This is a genomic window from Anaerophaga thermohalophila str. Valhall, assembly GCF_000250735.1.
Taxonomy (GTDB): domain Bacteria; phylum Bacteroidota; class Bacteroidia; order Bacteroidales; family Marinilabiliaceae; genus Anaerophaga; species Anaerophaga thermohalophila_A.
The window spans coordinates 1-12,942 of the sequence record NZ_AHZV01000083.1; the positions used below are offsets into that span (position 1 = coordinate 1).

Annotated in this window: 10 protein-coding genes; 9 read left to right on the plus strand and 1 reads right to left on the minus strand. The window is 42.6% G+C overall.

The features are described from left to right. The 9 genes from OQ5_RS0103730 to OQ5_RS20215 all read left to right on the plus strand — a co-directional run. Positions 1–749 (plus strand): M3 family metallopeptidase (locus OQ5_RS0103730; RefSeq protein WP_016776213.1); only part of this gene is annotated, 749 nt, incomplete at its 5' end. 138 nt (positions 750–887) lie between these two features. Then, entirely contained in the window at positions 888–1,172 is a 285-nt protein-coding gene (locus OQ5_RS23185; RefSeq protein WP_141638852.1) for a hypothetical protein, read from the plus strand. Further along, on the plus strand, positions 1,141–1,497 hold the full coding sequence (locus OQ5_RS24215) for a hypothetical protein (RefSeq protein ID WP_255297370.1): 357 nt from the start codon (positions 1,141–1,143) through the stop codon (positions 1,495–1,497). The genes OQ5_RS23185 and OQ5_RS24215 overlap by 32 nt, the downstream gene beginning before the upstream one ends. Before the next feature lie 3 nt (positions 1,498–1,500). Then, on the plus strand, positions 1,501–1,680 hold the full coding sequence (locus OQ5_RS24220) for a helix-turn-helix domain-containing protein (protein WP_255297371.1): 180 nt from the start codon (positions 1,501–1,503) through the stop codon (positions 1,678–1,680). A gap of 681 nt (positions 1,681–2,361) precedes the next feature. Further along, on the plus strand, positions 2,362–4,515 hold the full coding sequence (locus OQ5_RS0103745; protein WP_016776217.1) for a starch-binding protein: 2,154 nt from the start codon (positions 2,362–2,364) through the stop codon (positions 4,513–4,515). Between the two features lie 83 nt (positions 4,516–4,598). Next, entirely contained in the window at positions 4,599–7,181 is a 2,583-nt protein-coding gene (locus OQ5_RS20210; protein WP_016776218.1) for an alpha-amylase family glycosyl hydrolase, read from the plus strand. A 429-nt stretch (positions 7,182–7,610) separates the two neighbouring features. Continuing rightward, entirely contained in the window at positions 7,611–10,043 is a 2,433-nt protein-coding gene (locus tag OQ5_RS0103755; protein ID WP_016776219.1) for a heavy metal translocating P-type ATPase, read from the plus strand. Then, a complete protein-coding gene (locus OQ5_RS0103760; RefSeq protein ID WP_016776220.1) occupies positions 10,040–10,267 on the plus strand; it encodes a heavy-metal-associated domain-containing protein in 228 nt (75 codons plus the stop codon). Before OQ5_RS0103755 ends, OQ5_RS0103760 begins: the two co-directional genes overlap by 4 nt. A gap of 488 nt (positions 10,268–10,755) precedes the next feature. Beyond that, positions 10,756–11,169, plus strand: a complete 414-nt coding sequence (locus tag OQ5_RS20215; RefSeq protein WP_016776221.1) for a methionine-R-sulfoxide reductase — start codon at positions 10,756–10,758, stop codon at positions 11,167–11,169. On the opposite strand, the gene OQ5_RS0103770 is transcribed toward OQ5_RS20215, so the two are convergent. Beyond that, on the minus strand, positions 11,146–12,666 hold the full coding sequence (locus OQ5_RS0103770) for a choice-of-anchor Q domain-containing protein (RefSeq protein WP_016776222.1): 1,521 nt from the start codon (positions 12,664–12,666) through the stop codon (positions 11,146–11,148). The two genes, OQ5_RS20215 and OQ5_RS0103770, sit on opposite strands and share 24 nt — an antisense overlap. Positions 12,667–12,942: the final 276 nt, after the last annotated feature.

Below are 12,942 nucleotides of genomic sequence, written 5' to 3' on the forward strand. Positions count from 1 at the left end.
AGCACGTGGAAAACGGCATGGATGTTCGTCCGCACATTTCCGTAGTAACCAACTTTACACGCCCGACTGCATCAAAACCCGCATTGCTTACCTATAATGAAGTCACTACTTTTCTTCACGAGTTTGGTCATGCCCTTCATGGTATGTTGAGCCGGGTTACCTATGGAGCAATGGCGGGGACATCAGTTTACCGCGATTTTGTTGAACTACCTTCTCAAATAATGGAAAACTGGGCCCGCCAGAAAGAATGGCTTCAGGATATTGCCACACATTACCAAACAGATGAACCTATCCCCGGAGATATGGTTGATAAAATTATAGCGGCCGGAAATTTCCAAAGCGGTTATGCTACCGTTCGCCAGTTGAGTTTCGGCATGAACGATATGGCCTGGCACACCATAAACGAGCCAGTGAATAAAGAAGTGGCACAATTTGAAAAAGAAGCCATGGAGCCAACCGAACTGTTTCCGGATGTAGAAGGAAGTTGCATGAGTACTGCCTTTGGCCACATTTTTGACGGCGGTTATGCCGCAGGGTATTACGGATACAAATGGGCTGAAGTGCTCGATGCAGATGCTTTTGAATTGTTCAGGCAAAACGGTATATTTAACAGAGAAACTGCAAACTCCTTCAGGAAAAACATCCTGGAAAGAGGCGGAACAAAAGACCCGATGGAGCTTTATGTAGCATTCAGAGGTCAGGAACCATCCATTGAACCCTTGCTCGAACGTAGCGGGCTGAAAGAATAAGGCTGAGGCTGAGGCTGAGGCTGAGGTTAAGGTTAAGGCTAAGGTTGAGGCTAAGGTTGAGGTTGAGGTTGAGGTTGAGGTTGAGAGTGCATCACAGATATCACAGATGAACACAGATTTTTCAATGATCAATTATCAATGACCAGTTATCAATTATCAATGAACCAATTAACCAATGAACCAATTGACGAATTCTTACAAGACAAGCGGCGGAGCCGAGCGAACAAGCAACCAGCAACCAGCATCCAGCAACCAGCAACCAGCAACCAGCATCCAGCAACCAGCATCCAGCAACCAGCATCCAGCAACCAGTTAATTAATTCCCGCAAGCAAATGGCAAAGCGGGCGAACAACTTAACGCAGAATCAAATTGACCATTCACATCAAAAATATGGTTTGTCCACGCTGCATCATGGCAGTTGAAGGACTATTAACTGAAATGGGGCTGCATCCTGTTTCGGTCGAGCTTGGTGTGGCCGTAATTGAAGAGGAACTTTCGGAAGAGCGGTTAAAAGAGCTGGATGAAAGGCTGGAAAAAATTGGTTTTGAACGCATAAAAGATCGCAACAAACAACTGGTAGATAAAATAAAAACCCTTGTAATTCAAAAAATTCATCATCAAAAACTCCAACAGGGTTTTAACTGGTCGAAATGGCTATCGGAACAGGTCTACCACGACTACCGTTTCCTGAGCCATTTATTCTCAAGTATCGAAGGAATTACTATTGAACAGTTTATCATTAAATAAAAAATTGAAAAGGTCAAAGAACTCATTGTCTACGGAGAAATGAACTTTTCCGAAATATCTTATACGCTCGGTTACAGCAGTCCTGCTCACATGTCCAATCAGTTCAGAAAAATAACAGGTATGACGCCGGGCGACTTTAAAAAACTACGCAAACCCCTGAGGAATACAATTGACAAGATTTGATTGGAGGCACGGGTATTGGTTGAGGTTGAGGCTAAGGCTAAGGTTGAGGTTGAGGTTGAGGTTAAGAATGCACCACAGATATCACAGATTTACACAGATTTTTTCAGTTACCAATGATCAATGATCAATTAAACAGATAGTTAAATATTAAAAAATGAGAATCTTCGCTTCGCTCAAGATGACAGAAGGCCTCTTCTTGTCTCGTCCCCCCTGGGAAGATTTAGGGGCCCCAGCATCAAGCAACCAGTGCTCACCAACGACTCTGAACCCTAACTACTGACTATTGACTACTGACTACTGACTACTGACTACTGACTATTGACTATTAACTATTGACTATTGACTATTGACTAAAAAACTCTTCTATCTATAATAGCATCATATCTTGCACCACTATATAATTTCTGAATTCCCATTCCTTCCATAGCATCTGTTAACAGGCATTAACTTTTAAGGTTAAACATCTTCATTACAATACTTCAATAAAGTTTATTTTTGCTGCAAACGTTACCGCAAACCTTTGCGGTAACGTTTGCAGAAATTTTTTGTAAATTTTTGATAAACAACTTGTTCTATATATTAAAAAGTTTCTAATTTTGTTCCTAAGTGTATAAATCTACACCATTATCCTGTTTTATGAGAAACAACATTTTTTAACAACAAACTTAAAATTCTGGTATTATGAAAAAATTCTACAACACACAAAAATTGTTTTTATTGTTCATCCTGTTCTCATTTTTTAGCTCCGCTAAATCGCAGGTACCTTCACAATCTACCGATGTGATGTTACAGGGTTTTGGTTGGGACTCTTATGAGGTAAGCAAATGGACAACATTAACCTCCATGGCCCCGGAAATCGGTCAAAACTTTGATCTTATTTGGCTGCCCCCAAGCGGCAACGATCTTACAGACTATTCCATGGGCTACCTGCCCGTTTTCTATTTCGACCAGAACAGTTCATTCGGAACGGAAGATGAACTAAAAACGCTTATCCGGACACTTAACGACAACGGTACCAAAGCCATTGCCGACATCGTTATCAACCATCGCAACGGAGAAACCAACTGGGTAGACTTCCCGCCTGAGACCTACAATGGTACAACCTGGTCGTGGGGTCTGGAAGCCATCTGTGCCGACGATGAAGTAAAGTATCAAAACCTGTCTTATCCACACACCCCCGCCGGGAACCCGGACACCGGAGAAAACTACGGGGCTGCCCGTGACGTGGATCACACCAATGCCAATATCCAAAATACCATCAAAGCCTACCTGAATTTTATGAAAAACGAAATCGGCTACGACGGATGGCGCTATGACATGGTTAAAGGATATGCCGGAAGCTATACCGAAATGTATAACAATTCCGCAAATGCGTATCTGTCGGTCGGCGAATACTGGGATGCCAACTATGATTATGTTACCGGTTGGATCAATGCCACCAATGCTACCTCCATGGCTTTTGATTTCCCTGCAAAATATGCCATCAACAGTGCTTTTAATAACGGTTATAACCTTACCGAACTGACCTGGTGGAACGGAACAGAAAACCAACCGGCCGGACTTATCCACAACGATTACTATAAAAAATTTGCTATCACCTTTGTGGACAATCATGACACCGGACGTACTGATAATCCATCCAGATTCACCGGAAATGTTTTGGCAGCCTATGCTTTTATCCTGTCAGGCCCCGGCATCCCCTGTGTATGGATGAACCACTGGAACGATGTGACATATAAAACGAAAATCAACGAACTCATTGCAGCCAGAAAACTGGCCGGAATTCACAGTGAAAGTAACATCACGGTCAATCAGAGTGCTCCCGATATTTATGTGGCCACAACTACAGGAAACAATGGTTCGCTGATTGTAAAGATAGGAACAGCCTCTTACAATGCACCGGCCGATTACACCCTACAAACTTCCGGACCAGATTATGCGGTATGGACAAAAACAGCAACTTCACCTCAACAGGCTTCTTCAGCCGCAATCACTGTCAGATTCTTCAACAACAGTACAGCCTGGAATAATGTAAATGTGTACGCATGGGACGATACCGGCGCACTTGACACCTGGCCCGGAACAGCAATGACTGACGAAGGAAATAACTGGTATACCTACACATTTTCCAATGTTACCGGATACCTGAATGTGGTTTTCAACAATGGTACGGAACAAACGACTGATGTTAAAAATATCAGTGCAGACGCTTGCTTCAGTACTTTGGATACCAAAAACGGAGACGGGAAATGGCCCCACATTCAAGTAAGTTGTTCGGACGGAATTACGACAGAGCCTGTTTCTGTGGCCTATCAAAATACGGGAAATTGGCCTACGGTAAACATTTATACGTGGGATGCTTATGGAACAACACTTACCGGCTCATGGCCGGGAACGCCACTCACAGAATTACAGGACGGATGGTATCGTTATGATTTTGATGCTTCGGTAAAACATGTTAACGTCATCTTCAACAATGGCTCCGATGCTCAAACACCTGACATAACCGGTGTAACATCCACAAGCTGTTACTCGGGTATAAATGCGGATTATGTGGAATGCCCTCCCATTATTACTTCCATAGCAAAAGAAGATAAAGCTGCTAACCGGTTGGAAATCTTCCCAAATCCGGTAAAAAACTTTATTCAGATTCTCTCGTCACAACCAATTGAGAAAGTATCAATAGCATCTATCAATGGAAACATCGTGGCTATTTTTGAAGCCAACGGCGATAACACCCGGTTTGACGTTTCGCATCTCACACCCGGACTCTATTTCCTTATCGTTCGGGATGTAACTGGAAAAGAGACCATAGGGCGTTTTATTAAGCAATAGCACACTTTTTTACATAATTATTTCCGGACAGTTTGCACTAATGCACACTGTCCGGCTTTTCTTCCACATAAAAACCAATCCAAATGAATTCTTTATCCAAAAAATTTTTCATTACACTTACTCTCCTGATATTTTTCTTTTCATCTACCCAACTTTTTAGCCAGGTATTTTCCCGCACCGATTTTCGGGATGAAACGATCTACTTTGTAATAACCACTCGTTTTTACGACGGAGACCCCACAAACAATGTACATTGCTGGGATGGCAAAAGCCTGAATCAGGGAGACCCAGCCTGGAGAGGTGATTTTAAAGGTCTCATCGAAAAGCTCGATTACATCAAAGCACTGGGATTTACGTCGGTATGGATTACGCCCGTTGTGGAAAATGCCAGTGGCTATGATTATCACGGCTATCATGCCATGAATTTCAATAAAGTGGATCCCCGCTATGAATCGGTTGATGTATCGTTTCAGGAGTTGATTGATGAAGTTCATAACCGCGATATGAAAATCATTCTGGATGTGGTATTCAATCATTCAGGCAACTTTGGCGAAGCATACCTCTGCCCCATGTTTGAGAAAGATTACACTGCCGATTTGGCCGACCCGGATGCCTGCCTGGTAAAAATACCGGGCAAACTACCCGTAAACTACGACAATCTGACGCCGGGAGAACAATACCAGGCGCGGCTGGCACTTATGAAAAACACCGATGGCCAGAATCATGATTCGGATAATCACTATCACCACTTCGGCAACTTCAACTGGGATGATATAACCTGTCAGTGGGCACAAATTGCAGGAGACTGTGTAGATTTGAATACCGAAAACCCTATCGTTTACAATTACCTTATTCAGGCTTATTCTCAATTCATTCAAATGGGAGTGGACGGTTTCCGAATCGATACCGGACGTCATATTTCCAGACTTGTTTTTAACAAGGTTTTTAACCCTGCCTTCAAGGCGGCCGCAGAAGCTGTGGGTAACAACAACTTTTTTATGTTTTCCGAAATCTGCACCCGCGACCGAAACTATTGGTATCGTGGTACGCCCGCAATGTCAACGCCATTTTATACCTGGAAAGATTCAAAAACATACAACTGGAGCAACGACCCGTCAGAGTATATAAATGTGTACGTACCACCCGGAGAATTCCCTTTTCTTAATCAGCAATCTTGTATTACCAATTATAATGACAATACAAATACCGGAACCCAGCCCGTTTCCAATAATGCCTTCCTGAACGGCAATGAATACCATACCCCCGACCATTCTATGCATTCGGGATTGAATGTCATTGATTTCCCGATGCACTGGAATTTCGAAAATGCTTACAGCGCTTTTGGGGTGGCTACAAGTGGAGACCACACCTACAACGATCCAACGTTCAATGTGGTTTACGTCGATTCACACGATTATGCACCCGATCAGGCACCTGAAGACCAACGATTTGCAAAACCGCAAAGTACCTGGGCCGAAAATCTGACACTTATGTACACTTTCAGAGGCATCCCTTGTCTATACTACGGAAGCGAGATAGAGTTTAAAAAAGGAATGCCTATCGACAAAGGTCCTACTATACCTTTGAAAGAATCGGGACGTGCCTATTATGGCGGATATATTTCAGGCGATGTTACAACAACGAATTTTGCCGAATATACCAATGCATCAGGAAACGTTGCCGTAACACTTGAGCATCCACTGGCAAAACACATTCAGCGACTGAGTAAAATCAGAATGGCAATCCCGGCTCTGCGCAAAGGTCAATACTCAACAGAAAATATCAGCAGTTCAGGCATTGCCTTTAAAAGAAGATATACCGACAGCTCAACCGACAGTTATGTTTTGGTAGCCATATCCGGTAATGCCACATTTTCCAATATCCTCAACGGAACCTATACCGATGTGGTTACCGGCGATGTAAAAACAGTTTCCAGCAACACCTTGTCGGTTTCTGTATCAGGTCAGGGGAACCTTAGAGCATACGTCCTGGACACACCACAAACACAGGCTCCCGGTAAAATTGGAGAAGACGGAAAGTACCTTTATTCAAGCACTCCTGTGGAAACCAATCCGGGACCTTACCCTGATGAAACAGAACCTCTGCTGCCTTCAAGTGAAATTCCGGAGGTACCCGTCGAACCAGTACTTTACGAAAATGAACAGGCAATCTTTTTTGAAGCCCCCGAATATTGGGGCGATAATGTCAATACCTACATCTATTATGACAATAATGGCAGCGTAGTAATGATTACTTCAGCCTGGCCGGGAGATGAAATGACAAATCTTGGAAACAACATTTACAAATACACCTTTGAAGGCACCATCAATAACTGGAAGGTACTCTTTAACGATGGCAGCAATCAGGCACCTTCTTCTATTGGATTTGATGTGATAAATGGTGGATATTATACCTCATCAGGATTGGATCACACGTTAAGCCCGATCCCCTCAGCCATCAATAAAATTTCAGCAAACGAATTGATGTTTTTCTCCAGCCATGGCATTTTATATGCAAAAAGCAGTATTGAAGCTGAACTTCCTGTTTACTCTGTTTCCGGTAAAATGATCAAAACCATCCATATAAGGCCCGGGCATAACGCATTTTATGGAATTCCCAATGGAATATGCATCATTAACCGGCAGAAAGTACTTGTGCATTGGTAATTACCGAAATATTGACAGAACCAACGCCAAACAACAAAAATAAGCACCATAACCAGGGCAAATAGCTTCCAATCATAATAAAAGGAACAGGTCGTTACACTGGCCTGTTCCTTCAAAATCCTGAAAAGTTATACTGCAAAATTATATAACACAATTGACAGCTTCACTTCTTCCCCAAATAGAGGTAAAAGACAATAAATTATTAGCCACTCTATAAATATTCTCTTTCAAAGGGGTTCGAAATCCTTTTCTTTACGATTTTAGAATTCCTTTCATCTCATTTTGATTTCCCGGCGTCGTATAAAACAGACAAAACTCCTAACATCTCAAAATAATACTCCTCTCCCCCTTTTCTGCAAGTTTTTCCGAAAATAATGTAAAAAATGCGACCGGCAACATCCTTACCTTTGTATAAAAAGGAAAAACTTTATGCCACAAAAAGAAAGCACATATATAATCCCCATAACCACATCCAGCAGTAATATTCAGGAATCTATTATTGCCAGGGCTTTTAAAGATGTTGGAGATATCCACGAATGGAAGTGGGAACCAAATAATCAACGCATCATAGTACACGGTGCTAACGGAGACACTCTTGCACATGCTACCAAACATCTTAAAGACCTGGGCATTGAACCGGTTGTTAGCGAAAAAGTTTTGCCGGTGGAAGGCATGTCATGTGCAGCCTGTTCGGCAAGCGTGGAAAGCATGCTGAATGCACAGGCAGGAGTATTAAATGCTTCTGTCAATTTGGCTCAAAACAACGTAAAAGTTTCCTGGGTTCCTGAAAACATCGGACTTCCGGAGATGAAAAAGGCCATCCGTTCGGTCGGCTACGATCTGATCATCGATGAAAAGGAGACCAGCGAAGAAGCCATGGAAGAAGCTCGCCTGAAGAAAAGCCTGAAAACCCGCAAACGCCTGATTTGGGCCGGCACACTTGCTTTTCCGGTTTTTCTGATTGGCATGTTCTTCCATAACATCCCTTTTGCCAATTATATTATGTGGGGTTTGACCACGCCCGTTCTTTTTGTCTTTGGCCGTCACTTCTTCATTAATGCGTTTAAACAGGCAAAGCACGGGGCCGCCAATATGGATACCTTGGTCGCTCTGAGTACAGGAATGGCTTACCTTTTTAGCAGTTTCAACATGCTTTTCCCCGTGGTTTGGACTTCACAAGGACTCGAAGCCCATGTCTACTTTGAAGCAGCTGCCGTAATTATTGTTTTCATCATGCTGGGCAAATGGCTGGAAGAAAGAGCCAAAGAAGGAACCTCATCTGCCATCCGTAAGCTGATGGGACTCCGCCCCAAAACAGTGCTTAAATTACAGGACGACGGTTCCTGGCAGGAAACAGACATACATTTAGTGGAAAAGGGCGATGTGCTGAGGGTTAAGCCGGGAAATAAAATCCCGGTTGACGGTGAAGTAACCGATGGTTCATCTTTTGTTGATGAAAGTGCAGTAACAGGGGAATCGATGCCCGTTGCAAAAACGCCTGGAAAGAAGGTCTTCACCGGAACCATCAACCAGTCCGGCAGCTTTTCCATGAGAGCAGAAAAAGTAGGCAGTGACACCATTTTGGCACAGATCATTAAAACGGTACAGGATGCCCAGGCCTCAAAGGCTCCGGTACAAAGAATGGTCGATAAAGTTGCATCTGTTTTTGTCCCGGCAGTGATTGGCGTTGCCATGCTTACCTTTGTTGTCTGGATGCTGTTTGGAGGTACGGAATACCTTACTCAGGCTCTGCTGGCAACCGTTTCGGTACTTGTTATTGCTTGTCCGTGTGCACTAGGGCTCGCCACCCCAACGGCAATTATGGTAGGTGTTGGCAAAGGAGCCAATAGTGGTATCCTGATAAAAAACGCCGGCAGTCTGGAAAAAGCCCATAAAACCAACGCTGTTGTACTTGACAAAACAGGCACTGTTACTGAGGGTAAACCGGAAGTAACAAATTTTGAAATAATTAATTCCAACTTAAAAGAAGAAAAAATTCGGGGAATGCTTCTGGCAGCAGAAAGCCATTCTGAACATCCCCTGGCCGATGCTATTGCCCGCTACATCGAAGAAAAAGGTCGATTTGAAAAATTTGAGACTGAGCATTTTCTTAACCATTCAGGTAATGGAATAAGTGCAACCATTGGTGATGATAAAATACTGATTGGCAATGAAATACTAATGGCACAAAACCAGATAAAACTCCCCGAACCGCTGGAACAAAAAATACGGAAATGGCAGGACGAAGCAAAAACGGTTATTCTGATAGCTGTTAACGAAGAGCCGGCAGCAATTGTTGCCATTGCCGACAAAATAAAGGAATCTTCCCCGGAAGCCGTCAGTCGTCTTCAAAAACTTGGAGTAGAAGTTTATATGCTTACCGGGGATAATCAACAAACCGCGAAGGCTGTAGCAAATGCCACAGGCATAAAACATTTTAAAGCTCAGGTAATGCCAGGCGAAAAAGCGGAATTTGTAAAAGAACTTCAGAAGAGGAACAAAACGGTTGCAATGGTTGGCGATGGAATTAACGACTCTGAAGCACTGGCATTGGCCGATCTGTCAATAGCTATGGGCAAAGGCGCTGATATTGCTATGGATGTGGCTGCTATGACCATAACTTCATCCGATCTTTTAAAGGTACCTGAAGCCATCAGATTGTCCGGTAAGACTGTAAAAACCATTAAGCAAAACCTTTTCTGGGCATTCTTTTACAATGTTGTTGCCATTCCCATAGCTGCAGGCATACTTTTCCCCGTTTCGGGCTTCCTGCTGAATCCTATGATTGCAGGTGCAGCCATGGCATTCAGTTCTGTTTCGGTCGTCAGCAACAGCCTGCGACTAAAAAAACAAACATCATGAAAACACTAAAATTCAAAACAAACATCAAGTGCAACGGCTGCATCAATGCCGTAACTCCTTTTCTGGACAAATCAAACAATATCAGCAACTGGAGTGTTGATTTAAAAAGCCCGGACCGAATTTTGACCGTAGAGACCGAAGAAGGAGATGCTGAAGAAGTAAAAAAGCTTCTTAATGAAGCCGGATATCAGGCGGAAGAAACAGAGGATTCCTCAAATAGATAATTACAAATTATCAATGACCAGGTTGAGGTTGAGACTTAGGTTGAGGTTAAGGTTGAGGTTGAGGTTGAGGTTGAGAGACTAAGAATTCACCACAGATATCACAGATTTTTCAATTACCAATTGACCAATTATCAATTATCAATGAACCAATTGACGAATTAACCAATTCTTGCAAGGCAAGCAGCGGAGTCAAGCTAACCCGAAACCCGGAACAAGAAACTTTTAGGGGGCAAGTAAAGGCGCACGGCCGTGCGTCTCAACAATCCTTAACTCAAAACACAGAACTCAAAAAATACACCATATAAGACATATAAGAACACAAAAGATAAAGTTGCATCATAGATAACTGAGATTAACCAAATTTGAAAGAATGTTTCTAATAAGTCCCCCTCGGGGGGATTTAGGGGGCCCCAGCAACCAGCAACCAGCAACAAATACCAATGAAAGAACTAATCACAATAATACTAGTTATACTAACAGGTACTACGATGGCACAAAACGACAGCACCCGTTTGAATTTCAAAGAGCTTACACCGGAAGAAGAACAGGTAATTCTGCACAAAGGTACCGAAAGGCCTTTTAGCGGAAAGTATTACAATCATAATGAAAAGGGTATCTATACCTGCAAGCGTTGTGGAGCACATCTTTACCGAAGCAGTGATAAGTTTGATGCACGGTGCGGCTGGCCAAGCTTTGACGATGAAATTGAAGGGGCGGTGAAACGGCAACCCGATGCCGACGGCCGGCGTACCGAAATTGTTTGTGCACGGTGCGGCGCACACCTCGGACATGTATTCCTGGGCGAAGGTTTTACGCCCAAGAACACCAGGCATTGCGTCAATAGTATATCAATGGATTTTATTCCAGCCGACTCTCTTTCAGTTGACAACAATTTTAGATAAACTAAGTACTTCTCCACTCCGGCCATACAAAGTAACAACATAAATGCCTTTTCTTAACCCGGAAACAGGAAATGTAAGTTGATCCTGGTACAATCTGTTTCGTTTGTCTTCAACAATTGAACCGGTAATATCGTATAAAGCACCCGAAAATCTTATCATATCATCTGTGCGAACCACAATTTGGTTTGCATCCCTCTGGAGCCAGATATTGAAATCCACATCAACCGGCATATCAAAAGATGCGGTAGGCACATAAGCACTCTCCAGGGCACCAATATCTATACGTCCCTGTTGAATTCGGGTATTCCCTGCCAAATCATAGTCCGGCAAACCAAGACCCGTAACATCTTCAATGCCGGCATTAACACATGGTGATGTCTCACTCAGTTGCCAGTCGGCGGCGCTTCCGTCAGCAGCAAGTCCTACACCGGATGACGGTGCAACAAAACCGGGATTGTCGTCCATTATCTCCGTCCAGGTATAGCTTGAAGGCAAACCGGAAATGGATGAAACGCCTCCTTCAATGAGGCAATTCTTGAAGACAGCTGATGAAGGGGTAGTGTTAAACTCAATATTTTTTAAACTTCCTGCTGAGCTATTCCCGAAGATAATTGTATTAATGAATTGTACATCAACTGCCAAGGAAGTGGACAAACTTATTGTATGCGAAGTAGAACTCCCACAAGAATTATTTGTGAAAGTATTCGACAAAAGAGTTACCGTTCCGGTATCTCCAACCTTTAAAGCACCAGCATTATTACTTTGATTATTAGCGAAAAGAGAACCCTGAATATTTAATTCAGCCAATATTTCAACAAAAACAGCACCTCCGGAATATGCGGAGTTATTAAAAAAACTGCAATTTTGAATCATGACAGTTCCATCACTGTTTCGATTTATATCCAGTGCTCCCCCTACTCCATAATTAGTATTGTTAGCAATATTATTCTCAAAAACACATCCTACAAATGAAACGTCTGATTCATAAAATCTTGCCGCACCACCGTCCTTATTAGCTTTATTATTTACAAAATGGCAATTCTCAAAGATAAGCCCGGAGTGATATGATGCATAAATGGCTCCTCCACATACTTCTTCAACAACACTTACATTTCCATCAGCGTTTCCATATTTAAAATAGGTATACTGGAAAATTGAAGATATTTCCTCACCTGAGGTGCTTCCATCAAAATAAATCCCTCTCCATCCTACCGCAGGAGTGGCAGCCGTAAAAACAATTTCATTTCCATCGGTTCCCTGTGCCTGAATACTACCCGATGAAGTGACGGTAATCATTACCTGATCGGCTACAATAATCTGCGTACCGGCAGAAATGGTAACGGTTGCAGAAATGGTCAAATTGCCGGTGACATTAACTGTTCCGGGCCCCCAGCTTTGATCGGAGGTAATTGTACCTGTAACTTCAAGCCCGTAAACATTTAGCGGCAAAAAAGAGAAAAGCAGAAAAGATATTAATAATGAGTAAATTTTTTTCATAGAGCAACAAATTTTCAAATTTTTGGATTAAAATAGATAAAGTTTTGAATAAAAACAAGTGCAAAGTATTAAAAACCAGATTTATTTCTTATTACATATACTTTTCATACCAAACTCATTTATGGTTTTACCCAATGTTTTTCTGTAACGCTTCGATTTCCCTTTTAAAAGAAAGGGGCGTTAGCCCTAATATCTTCGTAGCCAATTCAAACAATGGCAATTTAGGGGCGTAGCCCTGATATTTATGCATTATCATACCATTCAAAAAGATATTCT

Bases quoted from the DNA above. Each gene is read 5' to 3' on its own strand.
- OQ5_RS24215 (WP_255297370.1), top strand. From the start codon at position 1,141: ATGGTTTGTCCACGCTGCATCATGGCAGTTGAAGGACTATTAACTGAA.
- OQ5_RS0103770 (WP_016776222.1), bottom strand. From the start codon at position 12,666: ATGAAAAAAATTTACTCATTATTAATATCTTTTCTGCTTTTCTCTTTT.
- OQ5_RS23185 (WP_141638852.1), top strand. From the start codon at position 888: ATGACCAGTTATCAATTATCAATGAACCAATTAACCAATGAACCAATT.
- OQ5_RS0103745 (WP_016776217.1), top strand. From the start codon at position 2,362: ATGAAAAAATTCTACAACACACAAAAATTGTTTTTATTGTTCATCCTG.
- OQ5_RS0103760 (WP_016776220.1), top strand. From the start codon at position 10,040: ATGAAAACACTAAAATTCAAAACAAACATCAAGTGCAACGGCTGCATC.
- OQ5_RS20215 (WP_016776221.1), top strand. From the start codon at position 10,756: ATGGCACAAAACGACAGCACCCGTTTGAATTTCAAAGAGCTTACACCG.
- OQ5_RS0103755 (WP_016776219.1), top strand. From the start codon at position 7,611: ATGCCACAAAAAGAAAGCACATATATAATCCCCATAACCACATCCAGC.
- OQ5_RS20210 (WP_016776218.1), top strand. From the start codon at position 4,599: ATGAATTCTTTATCCAAAAAATTTTTCATTACACTTACTCTCCTGATA.